Below are 22,111 nucleotides of genomic sequence, written 5' to 3' on the forward strand. Positions count from 1 at the left end.
CACGGTGTTGGTGCCATTGATCCTGACGGGGCACTGCTGTCGATGTCCTGGCCTGTAAGGTACAGTGCCCGGTTCCGCTCAGCCAGCATATCAGGATTTGAAACGGTTGTTAATTCGTTCACATAAAAGCAACATTAAATCTTTGCTGAATCGTTGAGTACAGAGTAATCGGCTGTAAGGCAGGCTAGCCGGGCTCGTAGGCCCGGCTGCGGGAAACGGAAATCCAGCGCCAAGAGCACAACACGATACCCTTTAATTTGCAATGGTTATTGAGTGCGAAGATCGACATTTTCAAACAGGCAATGGACTTTTACTGCCCCCCATAAAAAAACGGCCCCTTTTCAGGAGCCGTTCGTTAACCGGTCAAACCAGCAGAATTACTTCTTCTTGGCTTTCGGGTTTGGCAGATCGGTGATGCTGCCTTCGAAGATCTCTGCCGCCAAGCCTACGGATTCGTGCAGGGTTGGGTGAGCATGGATGGTCAGCGCAATGTCTTCCGCATCACAACCCATCTCGATAGCCAGACCGATTTCGCCCAGCAGCTCGCCGCCGTTGGTGCCGACAATCGCGCCACCGATGATACGGTGAGTTTCTTTGTCGAAGATCAGTTTGGTCATGCCGTCTGCGCAATCGGAAGCGATAGCACGGCCGGAAGCTGCCCACGGGAAGGTGGACGTTTCGTAGCTGATGCCTTTCTCTTTCGCTTCTTTCTCGGTCAGACCCACCCATGCAACTTCCGGCTCGGTGTAAGCGATTGATGGGATCACTTTCGGGTCGAAGTAGTGCTTCATGCCGGCGATAACTTCAGCGGCAACGTGGCCTTCATGCACGCCTTTGTGCGCCAGCATCGGTTGACCGACGATGTCGCCGATAGCGAAGATGTGCGGCACGTTGGTGCGCAGCTGTTTGTCTACGCGGATAAAGCCACGTTCGTCAACTTCCACACCGGCTTTGCCCGCTTCCAGCAGTTTGCCGTTCGGCACACGGCCGATAGCCACCAGCACCGCGTCGTAACGCTGTGGCTCTGCAGGCGCTTTTTTGCCTTCCATAGTGACGTAGATGCCGTCTTCTTTGGCTTCTACCGCAGTCACTTTGGTTTCCAGCATCAGGTTGAACTGCTTGCTGATGCGTTTGGTGAAGACTTTCACCACGTCTTTGTCGGCAGCCGGGATCACCTGGTCAAACATCTCGACCACGTCGATCTGTGAACCCAACGCATGGTATACGGTACCCATTTCCAGGCCGATAATACCGCCGCCCATCACCAACAGACGCTCAGGGACGGTTTTCAGTTCCAGCGCATCGGTAGAGTCCCACACGCGCGGGTCTTCATGAGGAATGAATGGCAGTTGGATCGGACGGGAGCCTGCGGCGATGATGGCGTTGTCGAAGTTGATGGTAGTAGGACCATTTTCGCCTTCAACGACCAGGGTGTTAGCGCCGGTGAACTTGCCCAGACCGTTAACGACTTTAACTTTACGGCCTTTAGCCATGCCAGCCAGACCGCCGGTCAGCTGATTGATGACTTTTTCTTTCCAGACGCGCACTTTGTCGATGTCGGTTTTCGGCTCGCCGAAAACGATGCCGTGCTCGGCCAGCGCTTTGGCTTCTTCGATCACTTTGGCAACGTGCAGCAGTGCTTTGGAAGGGATACATCCCACGTTCAGGCAAACACCGCCCAGCGTGGAATAACGTTCAACCAGAACGGTTTCAAGACCTAAGTCAGCGCAACGAAAGGCAGCAGAGTAACCTGCCGGGCCCGCCCCAAGTACCACGACCTGAGTTTTAATTTCAGTACTCATCATGACCTCTTAATTGATTGTCCGGCGGGTCAGACGTCATTTTTATTGCTAATCGATCTCATAACGCCCTTCATCCACCGGGACGCTTACACCGCGAGCAGTTTACAGAATTGTTAATAATCTGCAAAGCGCGTTCGAAGTGACCCGTGTCTCAACAATTTTGTCGAGTCATGCAAAAACCGACAAAACTGCTACTGAAGTAGTAAGGGCGCAGCATGCTGCGCCCTTTTTTCATTACATCACCAGACGGCGAATGTCAGCCAGCATATTGTTGATGATGGTGATAAAGCGCGCACCATCTGCACCATCAATAACACGGTGGTCGAAGGAGAGCGACATTGGCATCATCAGACGCGGCACGAACTCTTTACCGTTCCAGACTGGCTCCATAGCGGACTTGGAGACGCCCAGGATAGCCACTTCCGGCGCGTTGACGATAGGCGCGAAGTGAGTCGTCCCGATACCGCCCAGGCTGGAGATGGTGAAGCAACCGCCCTGCATTTCGCCTGCGGTCAGCTTGCCGTCGCGCGCTTTTTTGGAGATAGCCATCAGCTCGCGGGACAGCTCAGTGATGCTTTTCTTGTTCACATCCTTGAATACCGGAACCACCAGACCGTTTGGCGTATCAACCGCAACACCGATGTTGATGTATTTTTTCAGCGTCAGCTTCTGGCCATCTTCGGACAGAGAGCTGTTGAAGCGCGGCATCTGCTCCAGAGCGGCAGCGACGGCTTTCATGATGAACACCACAGGGGTGAACTTCACGTCCAGCTTACGTTTGGCCGCTTCATCGTTCTGTTGCTTGCGGAACGCTTCCAGATCGGTGATATCGGTTTTGTCGAAGTGAGTCACATGCGGGATCATCACCCAGTTGCGGCTCAGGTTGGCGCCCGAAATCTTCTGGATGCGGCCCAGTTCGACTTCTTCGATCTCACCGAACTTGCTGAAGTCCACTTTCGGCCATGGCAGCATGCCTGGCAGACCGCCACCGGCAGCAGCGGTTGGAGCCGCTTCCGCACGTTTGACCGCGTCTTTCACGTAAGTCTGGACGTCTTCGCGCAGGATGCGGCCTTTACGACCGGTGCCTTTCACTTTCGCCAGGTTTACGCCGAATTCACGCGCCAGACGACGGATGACCGGGGTTGCATGCACGTAAGCGTCGTTCTCTGCAAACTCGCCTTTGCTTTCCGCTTTGGCAGTTGGAGCGGCCGCAGCGGCTTCCTGCTTGGCCGGAGCCGGTGCAGCTTCTGCTTTCTGGGCCGGAGCGGCGGCGGGTGCCGCGCCTTCAACTTCGAACACCATGATCAGAGAGCCGGTTTTCACTTTGTCGCCGGCGCTGATTTTGATTTCTTTCACGGTACCTGCGAACGGTGCCGGCACTTCCATAGAAGCCTTGTCACCTTCAACGGTGATCAGCGACTGCTCAGCGGCAACTTTGTCGCCCACTTTCACCATCACTTCGGTCACTTCTACTTCGTCGCCGCCGATGTCCGGCACGGCAACGTCTTTGGCAGCGGCGGCAGCCGGTGCGGCTGGGGCCGCAGGGGCTTCAACCGCAGCCGGAGCGGCAGCAGAAGCTGCGCCGGCCACTTCGAAGACCATGATCAGGGAACCGGTTTTCACTTTGTCGCCGGCGCCGATTTTGATCTCTTTCACGATGCCCGCAAAGGGTGCAGGGACTTCCATGGAAGCCTTGTCGCCTTCCACGGTGATCAGGGACTGCTCGGCTTCCACCTTGTCGCCCACTTTCACCAGGATCTCGGTCACTTCAACTTCGTCGGCACCGATGTCCGGTACCGCAACGTCTTTGGCAGCAGCGGCAGCCGGTGCAGCAGCAGGTGCTGCAGCCGGTTTTTCTTCCGCTTTGGCGGCTGGTGCGGCAGTTGCCGCACCTTCTGCTTCAAAGATCATCAGCAGTTTGCCGGTTTCGGTTTTATCGCCGACGGAAACCTTGATCTCTTTCACCACGCCCGCTTGCGGGGACGGGACTTCCATGGAAGCTTTATCACCTTCAACGGTGATCAGCGATTGTTCAGCTTCGACTTTATCGCCCACTTTCACCAGAATTTCGGTGATTTCCACTTCGTCTGCACCGATGTCCGGTACCTTGATTTCGATAGACATTCTTCTGTACCTCTTATGCCAGACGCGGGTTAACTTTTTCTGGGTTGATGTCGAATTTCTTAATCGCATCAGCTACCACAGAAGCTTCGATTTCACCGCGTTTAGCCAGTTCACCCAGAGCAGCAACCACAACGTAAGAAGCATCGACTTCAAAGTGGTGACGCAGATTTTCGCGGCTGTCTGAACGACCGAAGCCGTCAGTACCCAGAACGCGATAATCGCTGGCTGGAACGTAAGTACGAACCTGTTCTGCGAACAGCTTCATGTAGTCGGTAGACGCAACCGCAGGCGCATCGTTCATCACCTGAGCGATGTAAGGCACACGTGGGGTTTCGGTTGGGTGCAGCATGTTCCAACGCTCACAGTCCTGGCCATCGCGCGCCAGTTCGGTGAAGGAAGTCACGCTGTAGATGTCAGAGCCAACACCGTAGTCTTTCGCCAGGATCTGCGCAGCTTCACGCACGTGACGCAGAATGGAACCTGAACCCAGCAACTGCACTTTACCTTTGCTGCCTGCCAGAGTTTCCAGCTTGTAGATACCTTTACGGATACCTTCTTCTGCACCCTGCGGCATGGCCGGCATGTGGTAGTTTTCGTTCAGCGTGGTGATGTAGTAGTAGACGTTTTCTTGCGCGTCGCCGTACATGCGGACCAGGCCGTCGTGCATGATTACAGCCACTTCGTATGCGTAAGCCGGATCGTAAGAGATACAGTTAGGGATAGTCAGAGACTGAATGTGGCTGTGGCCGTCTTCGTGCTGCAGACCTTCACCGTTCAGGGTGGTACGGCCTGAAGTCCCGCCGATCAGGAAGCCGCGCGCCTGTTGGTCGCCCGCTGCCCAGCACAGGTCACCGATACGCTGGAAACCGAACATCGAATAGTAGATGTAGAACGGAATCATCGGCAGATCGTTGGTACTGTAGGAGGTCGCTGCGGCCAGCCATGAAGAAGCTGCGCCCAGTTCGTTGATGCCTTCCTGCAGAATCTGACCTTTCTCGTCTTCTTTGTAGTAAGCAACCTGCTCACGGTCTTGCGGGGTATATTGCTGACCGTTCGGGCTGTAGATACCGATCTGACGGAACAGACCTTCCATACCGAAGGTACGGGCTTCGTCGGCGATGATTGGCACCAGGCGATCTTTGATCGACTTGTTCTTCAGCATCACGTTCAGGGCACGTACGAAAGCGATAGTGGTGGAGATTTCTTTGTTCTGCTCTTCCAGCAGCGAGCTGAAGTCTTCCAGAGCCGGCATTTCCAGCTTCTGGGTGAAGGCCGGCAGACGAGTCGGCACATAACCTTTCAGCGCCTGACGGCGTTCGTGCAGGTATTTGTACTCTTCAGACTCTTTCTCGAAGGTGATGTACGGCAGTTTTTCGATGTCAGCATCGGCAACCGGCACGTTGAAACGATCGCGGAAGTGGTGAACCCCTTCCATGTTCATTTTCTTCACCTGGTGAGCAATGTTTTTACCTTCCGCGGTTTCACCCATGCCGTAACCTTTGATGGTATGGGCCAGGATAACGGTTGGTTTGCCTTGGGTGTCCTGCGCTTTTTTCAGTGCAGCAAAGACTTTCTTCGGATCGTGACCACCACGGTTCAGCGCCCAGATTTCGTCGTCGGTCATGTCTTTGACCAGAGCGGCAGTTTCCGGGAAGCGGCCGAAGAAGTGCTCGCGTACGTAAGCGCCGTCTTTGGATTTGAAGGTCTGGTAGTCGCCGTCCAGGGTTTCGTTCATCAGTTGGATCAGTTTGCCGCTGGTGTCTTTACGCAGCAGTTCATCCCAACGTCCGCCCCAAATCACTTTCAGAACCTGCCAGCCTGCACCGGCGAAGATGCCTTCCAGCTCGTTGATGATCTTGCCGTTACCGGTTACCGGGCCGTCCAGACGCTGCAGGTTACAGTTGATGACGAAGACCAGGTTGTCCAGTTTTTCGCGGGTAGCGATGGTGATCGCGCCCTTGGATTCAGGTTCGTCCATCTCGCCGTCGCCCAGGAAGGCGTAAACGGTTTGAGCGGAGGTGTTCTTCAGGCCACGGTGCTCCAGATACTTCAGGAACTTCGCTTGGTAAATGGCGCTGATTGGGCCCAGGCCCATGGAAACGGTCGGGAACTGCCAGAATTCCGGCATCAGTTTCGGATGCGGGTAAGAAGACAGGCCTTTGCCGTGAACTTCCTGACGGAAGTTGTTCATTTGGTCTTCGGTCAGGCGGCCTTCAAGGAAGGCTCGTGCGTAAACGCCTGGAGAGATGTGGCCCTGGAAATAAACCAGATCGCCGCCGTCTTGCTCGTTGCGCGCACGGAAGAAGTGGTTGAAGCAGACTTCATAGAAGGTCGCGGAAGACTGGAAGGAAGCCATGTGGCCGCCCAGGTCCAGATCTTTCTTGGATGCACGCAGAACGGTCATTACCGCGTTCCAGCGGATGGCTGAACGGATACGACGTTCCAGATCCAGGTTGCCTGGGTAAGCAGGTTCGTCTTCCACCGCGATGGTGTTGACGTAGTTGTTGGCGGCAGCACCGGCTGCAACGCTAACACCGCCTTTACGGGCTTCACCCAATACCTGATCAATCAGAAACTGAGCTCGCTCAACACCCTCTTCACGGATGACCGATTCGATCGCCTGCAGCCAGTCGCGGGTTTCGATCGGATCCACGTCATTGTTTAAACGTTCTGACATGGTGGTATTCCTTATCTGTCTAATGGTTTGTTTGGAGCCTGTCTTCCTGTGTTCTGAAGCAAAACACACGAAGACAGGCCCATCAGTTTAGTTGCCGCGTAAATGCTTAAATAAGCATTCCGAACGTAAACCCCGCAGGCTGGTGTACCCTGAAGAGAAACGTTCTTAATCCTTGCGTTGCTGGAGACGCCGCAGCGATCTCTCGCGCCGGGTATGTTCCCGACTGAGATCCAGCAATATTTCCTCGATAAACGCCAAATGGCGGTGCGAAGCTTCGCGGGCCCTTTCCGGCTCGCGTGCCACAATCGCCTCAAAAATCCCGGCGCGGTGGCTGCTCACTTTTGCCAACATCTCACGGCGCGAGTAGAGCAATTCAAAGTTCTGACGCACGTTCTGTTCCAGCATCGGCCCCATACAGCGTAACAGGTGCAGTAACACAACGTTGTGGGCAGCTTCGGTCACGGCGATTTGGTATTGCATGACCGCGTCGGCTTCTGCATCGAGATCGCCGCTGTCCTGGGCCTGCTGAATCACAATATGGCAATCGCGGATGCGCGCCAGATCTTCGTCGGTACCGCGCAGCGCCGCATAATAGGCAGCGATACCTTCGAGGGCATGACGAGTTTCCAACAGATCGAATTGTGATTCAGGATGGTCGGCCAGCAGTTCAGCCAGCGGATCGCTGAAGCTCTGCCACAGATTAGTTTGTACAAAGGTGCCGCCGCCCTGACGGCGCAGGAGCAGCCCTTTAGCTTCCAGGCGCTGGATGGCCTCTCTCAGAGAAGGACGGGAAACATCAAATTGTTTCGCCAGTTCGCGCTCCGGTGGCAACTTTTCGCCTGGACGCAACGTTCCCTCGAGGATCAGGTGTTCGAGCTGCTGCTCGATAACGTCTGACAACTTGGGTTGGCGGATTTTGCTGTAGGCCATGGGTGAATTCTTCTCTGCGAATGGCGCGGAGTCAATTGGTAATACCAATTTCAAAAACGTGACCGTAAAGTAACAAAGTATTCACCTCCTGTCCATATGAGCCTCGTTCGAAATCATGATTCCCCGCACATTTTAACACCTCGATATCCGGTTAACACTTCGCTATCCGGCCTGCTGCAAACCGGTAACTCACCGTTGGTAATACCATTTACGAGGTAGGTTTCTGATTTAACGTTTTAGAGGCTGCGCCTCGTCAGGAAGACTGAAGCATCAAAAGCAGAATTTTATTGCATGTTTATTAAGCTTTAACGAATAGCTATTTGCGGCGTATATCCGGCATATAATTGATTGCTATTTCACCACCGCCAAGGATTCATATCTAAGTTATTTCTGCGCATTATGTGATTTGCTGCTTATTTCGTGCATCGGATCCCCTCTGTCGTCACACAACCCGCATTTTGTTTCCTAAACTGCTGAAATCTTAATCACTCACAGAATAAAGCAGGTGCAAACTGACGCGCATAACATTATTCTTTGCCAAACGGTAGCGGCGCCGTGGAATTAATAGCTATAACGCCGTAAATAAAACAAAACACACATCGTAACCACTGCTTTACAGCATGTGAGTATTCTGCAACGACAGAGGGTTTCATTGATGGATGGTCAACAGCAAGGCGACCAGCTGAAACGCGGCCTGAAAAACCGCCATATTCAGCTTATAGCCCTAGGTGGCGCAATTGGTACCGGGCTGTTTCTCGGTATCGCTCAAACAATAAAAATGGCCGGCCCGTCGGTCATTCTCGGCTATGCCATTGGCGGCTTCATCGCGTTTCTGATTATGCGCCAACTGGGTGAAATGGTGGTGGAAGAGCCGGTTGCCGGTTCCTTCAGCCACTTCGCCTATAAATACTGGGGCAACTTCGCCGGCTTCGCTTCCGGCTGGAACTACTGGGTGCTGTACGTGCTGGTGGCGATGGCGGAACTGACCGCGGTCGGCATCTATGTTCAGTACTGGTGGCCGGAAATCCCGACCTGGGTGTCCGCCGCGGTGTTCTTCCTGGCGATCAACGCCATCAACCTGGCCAACGTGAAAGTGTATGGCGAGATGGAGTTCTGGTTCGCCATTATCAAAGTGGTGGCGATTATCGGCATGATCGTGTTCGGCGCCTACCTGCTGTTCAGCGGCATGGGCGGCCCGGAAGCCACCGTAACCAATCTGTGGGCGCAGGGCGGGTTCTTCCCGAACGGCATCATGGGGCTGGTGATGGCGATGGCGGTAATCATGTTCTCGTTCGGCGGTCTGGAACTGGTGGGCATCACCGCCGCCGAAGCCGATAACCCGCAGAAAAGCATCCCTAAAGCCACCAATCAGGTGATCTACCGCATTCTGATTTTCTATATCGGTTCATTGACCATTCTGCTGTCGCTGTACCCGTGGGGCAAAGTGGTTGAAGGCGGCAGCCCGTTCGTGCTGATCTTCCACGCGCTGAACAGCGACGTGGTGGCAACGGTGCTGAATATCGTGGTGTTGACCGCAGCGCTGTCGGTCTATAACAGCTGCGTATACTGCAACAGCCGCATGCTGTACGGCCTGGCGCAACAGGGCAACGGCCCGAAAAGCCTGCTGAAAGTCGACGGCCGCGGCGTGCCGGTGATCGCCATCGGCGTGTCCGCCATTGCCACCGCCTTCTGCGTGCTGATCAACTACCTGATCCCGGGGCGTGCCTTCGAGCTGCTGATGGCGCTGGTGGTATCGGCGCTGGTGATCAACTGGGCGATGATCAGCCTGGCGCACCTGAAGTTCCGCGCGGCCAAGAACCGTGAAGGTGTAGAACCGAAGTTCAAGGCATTCTGGTATCCGTTCAGCAACTACCTGTGCCTGGCGTTTATGGCCGGTATTCTGGTGATCATGTACCTGACGCCAGGTATCCAAATCTCGGTGCTGCTGATCCCGGTATGGGTGGCGATTCTGGCCATCGGCTACGTCATCAAACAGCGCAGCCAGCGTACGGCGAGCACCGCCAGCCGCTGATAAACCGCGTTAAAATCAACATGGCCCGCAAATGCGGGCCATTTTATTGCCCTGCAATTTTGCAAACTGGCTCACAGTTTCTTCGCCACGCCCGGTTTGTCCATCTCTACAACCAATAGTTTCTGATAACTCGCCGCCTGCCGGGACAATAATCGTTGCCACTCAGTCAGATCCTGCCGCCACGGAGAAAATGTCCATGAAGAGCAATGCCCTATCGATAAAAGAAAAGATTGGCTATGGCATGGGAGATGCCGGCTGCAACATGATCGGTGGCGCGATTATGTTGTTTCTCAATTATTTCTATACCGACATCTTTGGATTGACTCCGGCGCTGGTCGGCATTCTACTGCTCTCGGTTCGGGTGCTGGATGCGGTTACCGATCCTATTATGGGTGCCATCGCCGATCGCACCCAAAGCCGCTGGGGGCGCTTTCGTCCCTGGTTGCTGTGGGTATCCCTGCCCTATGTATTATTCAGCGTGTTGATGTTCACCACGCCGGAATGGAGCTACAACAGCAAAGTCGTCTATGCCTTCGCCACTTACTTCTTGATGTCGCTGACCTACACCGCCATTAACATTCCCTACTGTTCATTAGGCGGCGTAATCACCTCAGATCCGCAAGAGCGGGTATCTTGCCAGTCATACCGTTTTATTCTGGTCGGCATTGCGACGCTCATCCTCTCGCTAACCCTGCTGCCGATGGCCGACTGGTTTGGCGGCGCCGACAAGGCGCGCGGCTATCAGATGGCGATGGGCGTACTGGCGCTGATCGCCCTGTTCATGTTTCTGTTCTGCTTTGCCACGGTCAAAGAGCGCATACGCCCGGCCGTGCCGACCCACGACGCGCTCAAGTCCGATCTGAAAGACGTGTGGAAAAATGACCAATGGGTACGCATTCTGCTGCTGACCTTTTGCAACGTCTGCCCCGGGTTTATCCGCATGGCGGCCACCATGTATTACGTGACCTACGTCATGCAGCAGTCAACCTCATTCGCCAGCCTGTTTATCGCGCTGGGCGTAGTCGGCATGATGATCGGCAGCGCATTGGCGAAGCCGCTGACCGACCGCTTCTGCAAACTGAAAGTGTTCTTTTGGACCAATATCGTGCTGGCGGCGTTTTCCTGCGGTTTTTATTTCCTCAATCCTCAGTTGACCTCATTAATCGTGGTCGCCTATTTCCTGCTGAATATCTTGCACCAAATCCCTTCACCGCTGCACTGGTCGTTAATGGCCGACGTGGACGACTATGGCGAGTGGAAAACCGGCAAGCGCATCACCGGCATCAGCTTTTCCGGCAATCTGTTCTTCCTGAAGGTCGGGCTGGCGGTAGCCGGCGCCATGGTCGGCTTCCTGATGTCGTATTCCGGTTATCAGGCAGATGCGGCCAGCCAAAGCGCCAGTGCACTGAATAGCATCGTATTGTTGTTCACCGTGATCCCGGGCATTGGCTATCTGATCACCGCCGGCGTAGTACGCCTGTTGAAGGTCGATCGCCAGCTGATGCAGCAGATTCAGATCGATCTGGAAAAGCGCCGGGTCAATTACCAGGAACTGGCCGACTATCGTGAACAGCAGCTAGAAACCAAACACCCGTAAGGAGCCCGTAATGCGAGACTACCCTAATCCCTTTATCGAACAGCGGGCCGATCCCTTTATTTTGCGCCACAGCGATGGCTATTACTATTTCACCGCCTCGGTGCCGGAATACGATCGCCTGGAGCTTCGCCGGGCGCGCAGCCTCGACGAACTGCCGCAGGCCACAGCAAGGGTCGTATGGCGAAAGCCGCAGCAAGGGCCAATGAGCGCGCTGATCTGGGCGCCGGAACTGCACTTTATCGACGGCAAGTGGTATTTGTATTTTGCCGCCGCCCACAGCCCCGACATTGCAGATGGCCTGTTCCAGCATCGCATGTTTGCGCTGGAATGCAGCGCAGCCAACCCGTTAACCGGGGAATGGGTAGAAAAAGGCAGGGTATACAGCCACATCGACAGCTTCTCCCTCGACGCCACCCATTTTGAGCATCGCGGCAAACATTATTACTTATGGGCGCAAAAGGATCCGGCCATCAGCGGCAACTCCAATCTTTACCTGGCGGAGATGGAAAACCCGTGGACGCTAAAGGGCAAACCGGTGCTGCTCAGCAAGCCGGAGCTCCCCTGGGAAGTCGTGGGTTTCGAGGTGAATGAAGGACCTGCGGTGATTACTCATGGCCAACGGATATTTATCAGCTACTCCGCCAGCGCCACCGATGAAAATTACTGCATCGGGCTGCTCTGGGCCGATATCGATAGCGACATCACCGACGCAGCCCAATGGCACAAGGCCAGCCAACCGATATTCCGCACCAGCGCCAAAAACCGCCAATTCGGCCCCGGACACAACAGCTTTACCCTCGACGAGCAGGGCCGGGATCTGTTGGTTTACCATGCACGCAATTACACGGAAATCGAGGGCGATCCGCTCTATGACCCCAATCGTCATGCGCGGATTAAGCCGATAACGTGGGATGAAGAAGGCATGCCGGTATTGGGTGAACCCCCGGCGGACAATCGCTAGTAACGTAAAAGGGGCTCAGCACGCTGAGCCCCTTCTTGATCAAGGCTGATTTCGCAGTTTCTTCACCTGCTCGGCTGTCACATCCGCCGGCAACCCACCCCAGGTGACCCGCAGATAATTCACTAATTCCGCCACTTGCGCATCGTCCAGACGTTCGCCAAAGGCCGGCATGCTCTGCATGCTTTCGCCGTTGGGGAACTGCTGCGCCGGCAAACCGTCCAGCACCGAGACAATCAGGTTTTTAGCGTCCGGCTGGCGCAGCGTAGCGTTATCGCGCATCGCGACCGCCACATGCGGTTTACCCTCGCCTTCACGTGCATGGCAACCGGAACACTGATCCAGATAGCTGATGTGCCCGGCATCGCTGCCCTGCCCCACTTTTACCGGCAGCGCGGCCGGCGGTTGCTCACCCATCAGATAGGTAGCCAACGCCTGATGGTCTTCCGGCGTCAAATGACGCGTGCTGAGATCCACCACCATATGCATTTCGCTGAAGGCGCTGCCCTGCGGCGCAATGCCGGTTGCCAGGAAGCGGTTCAGGTCGTCCGGCGTCCAGCCGCGTTGCGCCAACCCGTGCGGAGTGATGTCCGGCGCCATAAAGCGCCCCAGTTCGCCGCCCTGCATCGGTTTCCCGAGATCCATCTGGCCCAGCATGCCGCGTGGCGTATGACACTCCCCGCAGTGGCCCAGCGTATCCGCCAGATAGCGGCCACGTTGCCACTGCGCCGAAGTCCCCTGCGAGCTGGCCGGCAGCGGATCCTGGTTGCGGAACAACAGGTTCCAGCCAATCAGCGCCATGCGCTGGTTGAACGGGAACGGCATGGCATTTTCCGGGATGGCGACATCCACCGCCGGGCGCGTCATCAAATAGGCATAAATGTCATCGGCATCCTGGCGCGAAATCCCTTTATACGAGGTATAAGGCATCGCCGGGTAGAGATGGCGCCCGCCCGGTGCCACGCCCTGGGTCAGCGCCAGGAAGAAGTCGTCTTTGGTCCAGCGGCCAATGCCGTGGTCGGCCGAAGGCGTCAGGTTACTGCCATAAATAGTGCCGAACGGCGTATCCAACGGATAGCCGCCCGCCAAAGGCGCGCCGCCGCTGGCGGTATGGCAGGCTGCGCAGTCGGCGGCCTGGGCCAGATAGCGCCCCCGGACGATTTGTTCGGCGCTGGCGGTCACCTGCTGCACCGGACCGTCGTAGCGGCGGTTTTCCCGCCACCACAGCAGGGCGATAACGATAATCGCCACCAGCAGAATCAACAGTGCGAGACGTTTTTTCATCGCGCCGTCTCCTTCACCAGACCCGGCGTATTCAGCACCACGTCGCGCACCGCTTCGTAGTAGCGCACATAACCGGTACAGCGGCAGATATGGTTGTCCAGCGCTTGCTCGATGGCGCTTTCCAGTTGATCGCGCGCAATGGGCTCACGCTTGAGCTTTTCCACAAAAAGGGTGGCGGCGTTGACGAAGCCCGGCGTGCAGTAGCCGCACTGGAAGCTGTAATGTTCGAGAAAGGCCTGCTGAATCGGTGAAAGCTCGACCACCTCGCCGTGTTCATCCACCCTGGCGTGCCCTTCGACGGTGCGCACTTTCTTGCCGCTGAAAAAATGCGCGCCGGTGATGCAGGTGCGCACTTCCTCACTGGTGCCGCTCGGATGATCGACAATCGCCACGCAGGCGTGACAAATGCCCTGCCCGCAGCCCAGGCGCGAACCGGTCAGATCGAGATATTCATGCAGGAAGTCGATCATCATCAGCCCTTCCGGCACCTCGATCGGGCCATACTGTTTATCGTTGACGGTCAGGGAGATCGGCTGGGTTTTAATGCTCATTGTAATACCTCACGAATATTTTCTGCACGAACGGGCAAATCACGGAAACGGTGGCCAGTGGCATGGGCAATAGCGTTAACCAACGCGGCGACCACCGGGATCATCACCACTTCGGCCATGCCTTTTGGCGGATCGGTTTCCGACAGCGCGGGCAGGATGTCGCCGGTCTGCTTCCAGACCGCCACATCGCTGGCTCGCGGCAGGTGGTAACGGTTAAAGTTCCAGGTGCCGTTACCCGGCCCGTCTTCGTACAAGGGTAAATATTCGTGCAACGCATGGCCGATGCCCATCGCCAGCCCGCCCTGCAGCTGGCCGGAAACCAGCTCAGGCACAATCAGGTTGCCGCACTCCATGATCGAATGATGGTTAAGCAGCTCCACCTGGCCGGTGGCGATATCCACCGCCACTTCCGCCAAGGTGCCGACGGCGCTGTAATAGGTCACCGCCGCGTTATTGCGCTGGGTCGGTGGATAATAGACCTGGGTGCGCGACAGCGTTTTGAACTCGCCATTGGCATTGCGTACCGCCAACCCGTCGATCGGCAGGCGCTCACCGTTACCGCTCAGCGTGAAATCCGCCTCCGCCCACTGCCAGCGGTTAAACACGTGCACCGCCGCACCGGTGATACCGCCCATCTGGTAGGCTTTTTTCGCCAACATCTCCAGGCTCAACACCGCCATGCCGGCGGCGGTCAGCCCGCCTTCTACCCAACGCGCGTCTTCTCTGCGCACCACCAGCGGCGCCGCCTGGCCACCGCCGATACCCGCCTGCCACAGCGCCATCGCCGCCGGCCACAAACCGTGATTGAAGATCAGCCGGGCCGCTTCGCGCGTGCTGTGGGAAAAGTAATATGCCGAGTTGCTGGCGCTGGACGGCGAACAGTAGCTCGGCGTCCAGGCTGGGTTGGTTTGCAACTGATCCTGCTCGGCCTGCGACATGATGTAAGGATCGCCGCTGGCGATCATCGGCAGCACTGACCAGTCGGTCACCGAAAAGTGCGCCTCATCCGCCGGTTTGCCCAGCCACTGCGCGCACAGCACCGACTGTGAAGTCGACATGCCGGTCCCCATCTCTGCGCCACTGTGATACAGCATGATGCGCCCGTCTTCCCCCAGCTCGACGCGAGCAAAGGAGGTTTCCGCCCCGGTACCGAAGTCTTTTTGCACGCAACCGAAGCCGACGCCATAACGTTTGCCCGGATGCCGGCTCTCAAACTCGGCCTTACGCTGGGCGCGTTGCAGCCACATCTCGTGCTTCGCCGCCTTCTCCAGCACTTCATCGGCACGAATAGCGCCGGCAGGAATAGCGCCCTGGGTGTTTTTCATCCCGGACTTCAATACGTTGCGCAAACGGAATTCGATCGGGTCAATCTTGAGTTCGGCAGCCAGTTCGTCCACCATCATCTCGGTGGCGGCCATGCTTTGCAGCGTGCCGTAGCCGCGTGCCGAACCGGCGTCGATAGCACGCGAAGCCAATCCCACCGCCGACAAATCGCTTTTCGGGAAGTAGTAAATCGATTGTGCCGCCGTCGCCGCCACCATCACCACCGACGGCGTAAAGTTGCTGCGGCCACCACCGTCTGCCGTCATCTCAGCGTGGAATGATTGCAGTACGCCGGTTTGGCGATTGACCGCAATACGGTAGTTCATGTCGAAAGCGTGGCGTTTCAGCGCCGTCTGGAACTGCTCGAAGCGGTCATTGGCCAGGCGAACCGGGTGTCCGTCGCCATACATCGCCGCCACCGCGCCGTAGTACGGGAAGTTAAAGTGATCTTTCGAACCGTAACCGACGGTATAGCACGGGTGCAAAATCAGCTGCTTCACCGGCGGGTTGCGTTTGGCCAGCATCCGCGGCATTTCGTCGGCCACTTCCTGCGGGGACTGGGTCGGCACCACCAGATGCAGAGTCTGCGTCGCCTCATCGAACCAGCCATTGGCGTTGTCCGGCTCCAGCGCCGAAGTATCGACAGACTGCGTGGTATAACGGCGCGACAGTACCAGCCAATCATCCGGCGGCGTTTGCAGCTCAGCGGCAATCAGCCCGGCATAATGCATGCCTTCCTGATCCAGCTTGCCGCCTTCACGGCCTTCCGGCCAGACCGGCAGGTGTTTCCTCATCGACACCGGGAAAATCGGCGTGTCTTTCAGGCTGGAGAAACGATCGTCATCGAACGGCTGGTCGCCGCCCACCCGCACATAGCGGAAGGTGCCCCAGGGATCGCGTTCCAGCGGGCCGGTCTCGGCACCGTATTTAAGAGTATCTTCGCGGAATTTCAGCTTGTCCTTGGCAAAGCGGAAACGGGCGAAATCGTGATAAATCAGGATCGCCACTGCCTGCCCCAGATAGGCCGGCGTCTTGCCTGCGGGCAGCAGCATGTCGTCGCCATAAAACGCCGGGAAAGCCAGACCGTCGCGCGCCAAATCTTCCGCCGTCACCAGACGATCCGGCTGCAGGTCGTCTCCCAACAACGAGAGGTCGAGACCCGCAAACAGCCTGTCGGCCTTGGTTACGCGCAGAATAAAGGCGTGCGCCTGCTTTTGTGGCCAGTGCGGCATATCGACTGCGCGGATATCGCGGGCGAACACCTTCTGCCCCATAACCTTGGCACGGCCGTCAATACGGAAACGCACGCGTTTCTCATGGGGGTCCCAGTTAGGCGACTGAAGAATCTTTTGTTCAAACAGCGCGGCGTAGGCGCGGCTGTAGAGGGGGGCGAGGTAGACGGACACCCCCGCTATCACGGCGCTTTTGATAAAGCGACGCCGTGACGAGTTGAAATTGCTCATAAAAAGTCCTTCACTTCTTTATTGTTGTTTTTTGTGTTCGCGGTGTTGTTGCGCAAACGCTGACGACCTTGCCGTAGACGTCATAAGCATATGCTTATACCCAAAATTATGTGATGATTAACATCCTGTTTTCAACAAAAACACATATTAAAAACACACATTGGCGGTAAGGTAATCAACAGTTGCGCAAATTCGGGCAGAGCAGATGACAACAGGCATAGTGATCGCCGCCGCCGGGCGTGGGGAACGCTTCTCGCAGGCCGGTGGCGCAGGCAACAAATTAGACGCTGAGTTTGCGGATGAGACGGGTCGCCGGCGCCCGTTGTTCGAACATACCTTGCGCCAGGCGCTGGCCTCCGGCCTGCCGGTGTGGGTCGTCACCCGGCCCGATAACCGGTGGATACAGCAGATTTGCAGCGCGTATCAGGTACCGGTCACGCTGCTCGCCAGCGCAGGTCTCGGGGATTCCATCGCCGCCGGCGTTGACGCCACGCCGCACTGGCAAGGCTGGTTGATCCATCTGGCGGATATGCCGTTCGTCACGCCGGACATCTTCCGGTTGGTCGCCGACGCGCTGCAGCATCATACGATAGCTCGCCCCTGCTTCGACCAACGGCCTGGCCACCCGGTCGGCTTTGCCGCGCCATTGCGCAAAAGGCTGTGCCAGTTGCGCGGTGATAATGGCGCACGTGAACTGCTGCAAGGGGAAGCGGTTTATCTGTTGCCTCTTGATCGGGCAAACGTCGTGCAGGATATTGATCTTCCGTCACAGCTACCGGCCAGCGAGTAAAATCATCTATGCAGCATCTTGATATCACCGTGGTCAGCCAGGCGATAAGCTGGCTGAAACAGCAGCCGGTGTGGCTGTGTACAGTACTGAATACTTACGGCTCCTCGCCGCGATCGCCAGGCGCGCTGCTGGCGGCAACCCAGAGCGGGCATTACTGCGGCTCGCTGTCCGGCGGCTGCGTGGAAGAGGATTTTCTGCGGCGCGTGGCGGCCGGGGAGTATCTGGCGGCCAGCCAGGTGATCCGCTACGGTGAAGGCGGCCTGGAGCCGAACGTGGCGTTGCCCTGCGGCGGTGTGCTGGACGTGCTGATTGAATACCTGCCGGCCGGTGACGACAGCATCGGCTACCTGACAAAAATCGCCGGCGCGCTGGACGGACACCACGCGTTGATCAAACGCCTGACCCTGCCCAATGCCTGCCGCAACCTGGAACTGACCGACTTCGCCAGCGCCACCCAGGTGGAGCGCAATGGGCAGCAAATCACGCTGAATATCGCCGCGGCACCGCGCCTGCTGATTGCCGGGTTATCGAGCGTGGCACTCTATTGCGCCGATTTCGCCGGTTCATTGGGGTTCGAAGTGCTGGTGTGTGAAAACCGCCCGGAGGCACTGGATAACTTCGCCCCCCAGCTCCGGCCCGGCGTGACGCTGCTGCGCCAGTTCCCGGCCAAATTTATTGAGGACGGCGGGTGCCACGCCAATACCGCCATCGTGGCGCTGACTCACGACCCGCGGATGGACGACCTGACGCTGATGGAGGCCATACACACCCCGGCGTTTTATATCGGCGCCATGGGCTCGCTGCGCAACAGCGCGCGCCGCCGCCAGCGCCTGCAGCAGATTGCCGAGTTCAGCCCACAAGAGCTGGAACGTATTCACGCGCCGATCGGGCTGCCGCTCGGCAGTAAAACCCCGGCGGAAATCGCCCTGGCGGTGATGGCCGATATCGTGCAACAGAAAAATCGCGCGGCGGCCCGGCTTTTCAGTCCAGAGGAATTACGGGCACCAGGTGCTGAAGCTCCAGATGCAGCTCCTCCCGCTCATTGAGCGAATAGCTGAACATCGTCAGGTCAGGCCCTTCCCGGCGGGCCAGGCCTAGCTCCGGCAATATCTGAGTGTATATCTGCACCACGTGGTCGTTCAGCGCCACCGGCTTGCCGGAATAACAAAAGCGGCAAAAATCGCCGTGGATGTCCGGCAACGCTTCCAGCTCGGGAGCGTCGTTAACCGAAGCGTCCGCCTCGACACCGAGAGAATAATCCACCCTGACCCGTTCCCCATCCGGCCTAAAATGAGTCAGCGCGTAGATCAACGGCGGACGGTCGCCGAGCAGCTTGTAGAAATTCTCTTTGATCCCGCTGCGCAGGTGCAGATGCGACTTATCCAGATGCTCAATGTCCAGGTGATAGGCGTAATTTTTCCCTCGAAGGAGATACTGGCCTTTATCAACGGTGACGCGATCGACCTTAATATCGCCAGGCTGACCGGCGGACAGCGAACGCACCAGATGGCTGAAATCCTGCTTGCGGGCATGGCGGTAGACGCTGGGGGATTCGGCAAAGTGCTTTTTGAAACAGCGGGAAAAGGTTTGTTGGTTATCAAATTGATATTCTACGGAAATATCAAGAATGCTCTTTCGCGTGAAACGCAATGCGAAAGCAGCCAGATACAAACGTCGTGCGCGAATATACGATGCCAGCGACAGCCCGGTCTGCTTCTTGAACAGGCGCTGCAGATACCATTTCGAGTAGCCTGATTTGGCGGACACAATATCCAACGACAGCGGATTGGTCAGATTGTCTTCAATCCAGACCAGCAGATCCTTGATGTGATTTTCCTGCGTTCCCATTTTCTTGCCGAACCTTCCGTTACAAATATGCCTTTGTGCACGTTTTACTGCTTTGTGCGTAGGGTATACAGGTTAAAACGAGGCGTCCAGCGGGCAACAGGACTTTACACAGGAGGGAATTCAGTGTGAAAGTTGCCGCCCCTATCAGGCGGCAACTGTTTTTGAAGGGTTATTTCACGCAGCGCGAGCACTGGCCGGCCTGGATCTTCTGGAAGAAGTCATTGCCTTTGTCGTCCACCAGAATAAACGCCGGGAAATCTTCCACTTCGATTTTCCAGATCGCTTCCATCCCCAGTTCAGGATATTCCACACAGGTCAGGCTCTTGATGCTTTGCTGCGCCAGAACCGCAGCCGGGCCGCCGATGCTGCCAAGGTAGAAACCGCCGTGTTTGTTGCAGGCATCCGTCACCTGCTGGCTGCGGTTGCCCTTCGCCAGCATGATCATGCTGCCACCGTGAGATTGCAGCAGATCGACGTAAGAGTCCATGCGCCCGGCGGTGGTCGGCCCCAACGAACCCGAGGCGTAACCGTCCGGCGTTTTGGCCGGGCCGGCGTAGTAAATCGGGTGATCCTTAATGTATTGCGGCAAACCTTCACCGCGATCCAGACGCTCTTTCAGCTTGGCGTGCGCGATGTCGCGCCCCACGATGATAGTGCCGCTCAGCGACAGGCGGGTCGATACCGGATACTGCGACAGCTGCTTGAGGATATCGGCCATCGGGCGGTTGAGGTCGACCTTGATCGCCTCGCCCTCTCCGGCCTGGCGCAGTTCCTGCGGGATAAATTTGCCCGGATTGTGCTCCAGCTTCTCCAGCCAAATGCCGTCGCGGTTGATTTTTCCCTTGATGTTGCGGTCAGCGGAACAGGAAACGCCCATGCCGACCGGGCAGGATGCGCCGTGGCGCGGCAAACGCACCACGCGGATATCGTGCGCAAAGTATTTACCGCCAAATTGCGCGCCCAGCCCCAGGTTCTGCGCTTCTTTCAGCAACTCTTCTTCCAGCGCCACATCACGGAACGCCTGGCCGTGTTCGTTGCCTTCGGTCGGCAGGCCGTCGTAGTACTTGGTCGACGCCAGCTTGACGGTTTTCAGCGTAGCTTCAGCCGAAGTGCCCCCGATGACAAACGCCACGTGGTACGGCGGACAGGCCGCAGTGCCCAGCGTGCGCATTTTATCGACCAGGTAATCTCTCAGCTTGCCCGGCGACAGCAGCGCCTTGGTTTCCTGATACAGATAAGTTTTGTTGGCCGAGCCGCCGCCTTTGGCGACGCACAGGAACTTGTACTCTTCACCGTCCACACTGTAGAGATCGATCTGCGCCGGCAGGTTGCTGCCGGTGTTGACCTCTTTGTACATGTCCAGCGCGGCGTTTTGCGAATAACGCAGGTTGTCTTCTATAAAGGTGTTGTACACCCCACGCGACAGCGCTTCTTCATCGCCGCCGCCGGTCCAGACGCGCTGGCCCTTTTTCCCCATGATGATCGCGGTGCCGGTGTCCTGGCAGGTTGGCAAAATACCCTTGGCGGCGATTTCTGAGTTACGCAGAAATTGCAGCGCAACGTACTTATCGTTTTCGCTGGCGTCCGGATCCTCAAGGATATCGGCAACCTGCTGTTGGTGCGCCGGGCGCAGCATAAACGAAGCGTCATGGAAAGCATGCTGGGCGAGCAGGGTTAACGCTTCGGGGGCAACTTTCAGGATTTCCTGGCCTTCAAACTCACTCACAGAAACGTGATCGCGGCTCAGCAGATAGTATTCGGTATCGTCTTTCTTCAGCGGGAACGGATCTTGATAATGGAACGGTTTATTCGACATTGATCTCTCACTTGCAACATCAGCTGCGTTAAATTCACACTTACTCAGCATGCCCGGGGCAGGCTGCGGCAAAAAACTTCCCACACCTTACGTATTTTTAATCAGTCGGTTATTGCGCTAAATCGCATAATAACCCCTATATTAGCAAGGTATTACTTCAGGGAGTTTTTTCCAACCTCATACGGCGAGCGCTGCGGGTACAGACTCAGCATGCACGCTTTATTATCCCGCAGTTAACACATTGATTACAATCCATCAGAGACGATCGGGTTATCAATGCGGTGAAAAACCTGCCGGGAGTGAGCAAAGAATTAGTTTTCCGTCTTGTTGCCAGCCGGGGCGCCTTTGCTTAAGCTAGCGGCAATGAACAAAGTAAGAATCCCCATTGCGCTGCAACAGGCGGTAATGCGCTGTCTGCGGGAAAAGCTTCAGCTGGCCCGCCAGCATTTTTCCGTCGAGTTTCCTGAACCCAAAGTCGTTTACCAGCAGCGCGGCACCACTGCGGGCACCGCCTGGCTGCAAGCCTGGGAAATCAGGCTGAATCCGGTGTTGCTAATGGAAAATCAGCAGCCGTTTATCGATGAAGTGGTGCCGCATGAGCTGGCGCACCTGTTGGTGTTTCGCCAGTTTGGCCGTGTGCCGCCGCATGGCCGCGAATGGCGCCAGATGATGGAGAGCGTCTTGCGGGTACCCGCCAGCCGCACCCACCAGTTCGAAATCGCCTCGGTGCAGAGCAAAACCTTCCCCTACCTGTGCCGCTGTCAGCAGCACCAGCTCACCGTGCGCCGTCACAATCGGGTGCTGCGCGGTGAAAGCGAATACCGCTGTCGCCAATGCGGCGAAAAGCTGAGATTTATCGCTATCGAAAACCTTTAATGAAACGATTTATACGTTAAAACAAGTAAATATCACCATT

The 22,111-nt window shown here is 56.7% G+C and carries 15 protein-coding genes; 6 read left to right on the forward strand and 9 right to left on the reverse strand.

Annotated features, from left to right (window positions below; all coding sequences use genetic code 11):
• Positions 1–377: 377 nt before the first annotated feature.
• The 4 genes from lpdA to pdhR all read right to left on the reverse strand — a co-directional run bounded on the left by lpdA (position 378) and on the right by pdhR (position 7,533).
• Positions 378–1,802: a dihydrolipoyl dehydrogenase gene (gene lpdA / locus ACTJJ1_RS24490; protein WP_004947933.1), complete on the reverse strand. Its 1,425-nt coding sequence runs from the start codon at positions 1,800–1,802 to the stop codon at positions 378–380.
• A 234-nt stretch (positions 1,803–2,036) separates the two neighbouring features.
• The gene (gene aceF / locus ACTJJ1_RS24495; RefSeq protein ID WP_110605913.1) at positions 2,037–3,926 is read right to left on the reverse strand and encodes a pyruvate dehydrogenase complex dihydrolipoyllysine-residue acetyltransferase; all 1,890 of its coding nucleotides are present in this window, start codon (positions 3,924–3,926) and stop codon (positions 2,037–2,039) included.
• Positions 3,927–3,939: 13 nt separating this feature from the next.
• The gene (gene aceE, locus ACTJJ1_RS24500) at positions 3,940–6,603 is read right to left on the reverse strand and encodes a pyruvate dehydrogenase (acetyl-transferring), homodimeric type (RefSeq protein ID WP_004947944.1); all 2,664 of its coding nucleotides are present in this window, start codon (positions 6,601–6,603) and stop codon (positions 3,940–3,942) included.
• Between the two features lie 165 nt (positions 6,604–6,768).
• Entirely contained in the window at positions 6,769–7,533 is a 765-nt protein-coding gene (gene pdhR, locus ACTJJ1_RS24505; protein ID WP_004947949.1) for a pyruvate dehydrogenase complex transcriptional repressor PdhR, read from the reverse strand.
• A gap of 655 nt (positions 7,534–8,188) precedes the next feature.
• Here pdhR and ACTJJ1_RS24510 point away from each other — a divergent pair.
• The 3 genes from ACTJJ1_RS24510 to ACTJJ1_RS24520 all read left to right on the forward strand — a co-directional run bounded on the left by ACTJJ1_RS24510 (position 8,189) and on the right by ACTJJ1_RS24520 (position 12,123).
• Positions 8,189–9,565: an amino acid permease gene (locus tag ACTJJ1_RS24510; protein WP_004947952.1), complete on the forward strand. Its 1,377-nt coding sequence runs from the start codon at positions 8,189–8,191 to the stop codon at positions 9,563–9,565.
• A 196-nt stretch (positions 9,566–9,761) separates the two neighbouring features.
• Positions 9,762–11,162, forward strand: a complete 1,401-nt coding sequence (locus ACTJJ1_RS24515; RefSeq protein WP_004947956.1) for a glycoside-pentoside-hexuronide (GPH):cation symporter — start codon at positions 9,762–9,764, stop codon at positions 11,160–11,162.
• A 10-nt stretch (positions 11,163–11,172) separates the two neighbouring features.
• Positions 11,173–12,123, forward strand: coding sequence for a glycoside hydrolase family 43 protein (locus ACTJJ1_RS24520; RefSeq protein ID WP_440835676.1), 951 nt, complete (start codon positions 11,173–11,175; stop codon positions 12,121–12,123).
• A gap of 39 nt (positions 12,124–12,162) precedes the next feature.
• Here the strand turns inward: ACTJJ1_RS24520 and ACTJJ1_RS24525 are convergent, their stop codons facing one another.
• From ACTJJ1_RS24525 to ACTJJ1_RS24535, 3 genes are read right to left on the reverse strand one after another with little or no spacing between them, the layout of a single operon-like run.
• Entirely contained in the window at positions 12,163–13,404 is a 1,242-nt protein-coding gene (locus ACTJJ1_RS24525) for a c-type cytochrome (protein ID WP_440835678.1), read from the reverse strand.
• Complete coding sequence (locus ACTJJ1_RS24530) at positions 13,401–13,955, reverse strand: (2Fe-2S)-binding protein (protein ID WP_440835680.1); 555 nt, start codon at positions 13,953–13,955, stop codon at positions 13,401–13,403. The genes ACTJJ1_RS24525 and ACTJJ1_RS24530 overlap by 4 nt, the downstream gene beginning before the upstream one ends.
• Complete coding sequence (locus ACTJJ1_RS24535; protein WP_122289069.1) at positions 13,952–16,741, reverse strand: xanthine dehydrogenase family protein molybdopterin-binding subunit; 2,790 nt, start codon at positions 16,739–16,741, stop codon at positions 13,952–13,954. The genes ACTJJ1_RS24530 and ACTJJ1_RS24535 overlap by 4 nt, the downstream gene beginning before the upstream one ends.
• Before the next feature lie 205 nt (positions 16,742–16,946).
• On the opposite strand from ACTJJ1_RS24535, the gene ACTJJ1_RS24540 reads away from it, so the two are divergent.
• Both ACTJJ1_RS24540 and ACTJJ1_RS24545 read left to right on the forward strand, forming a co-directional pair.
• On the forward strand, positions 16,947–17,531 hold the full coding sequence (locus ACTJJ1_RS24540; RefSeq protein ID WP_440835682.1) for a nucleotidyltransferase family protein: 585 nt from the start codon (positions 16,947–16,949) through the stop codon (positions 17,529–17,531).
• Between the two features lie 8 nt (positions 17,532–17,539).
• Entirely contained in the window at positions 17,540–18,577 is a 1,038-nt protein-coding gene (locus tag ACTJJ1_RS24545; RefSeq protein WP_440835684.1) for an XdhC family protein, read from the forward strand.
• Here the strand turns inward: ACTJJ1_RS24545 and ACTJJ1_RS24550 are convergent.
• Entirely contained in the window at positions 18,513–19,379 is an 867-nt protein-coding gene (locus tag ACTJJ1_RS24550; protein ID WP_440835686.1) for a helix-turn-helix domain-containing protein, read from the reverse strand. The two genes, ACTJJ1_RS24545 and ACTJJ1_RS24550, sit on opposite strands and share 65 nt — an antisense overlap.
• Before the next feature lie 169 nt (positions 19,380–19,548).
• Positions 19,549–21,195 (reverse strand): class I fumarate hydratase FumA, encoded by a 1,647-nt coding sequence (gene fumA / locus ACTJJ1_RS24555; RefSeq protein WP_004947983.1) that lies wholly within the window; start codon positions 21,193–21,195, stop codon positions 19,549–19,551.
• 363 nt (positions 21,196–21,558) lie between these two features.
• Here fumA and ACTJJ1_RS24560 point away from each other — a divergent pair, with 363 nt between their 5' ends.
• Positions 21,559–22,071: a SprT family zinc-dependent metalloprotease gene (locus ACTJJ1_RS24560; protein WP_004947987.1), complete on the forward strand. Its 513-nt coding sequence runs from the start codon at positions 21,559–21,561 to the stop codon at positions 22,069–22,071.
• The last annotated feature ends 40 nt before the right edge of the window (positions 22,072–22,111 follow it).

Origin of the sequence: Serratia sp. 22264 (assembly GCF_052045345.1) — a bacterium.
GTDB classification, from domain to species: Bacteria; Pseudomonadota; Gammaproteobacteria; order Enterobacterales; family Enterobacteriaceae; genus Serratia; species Serratia plymuthica.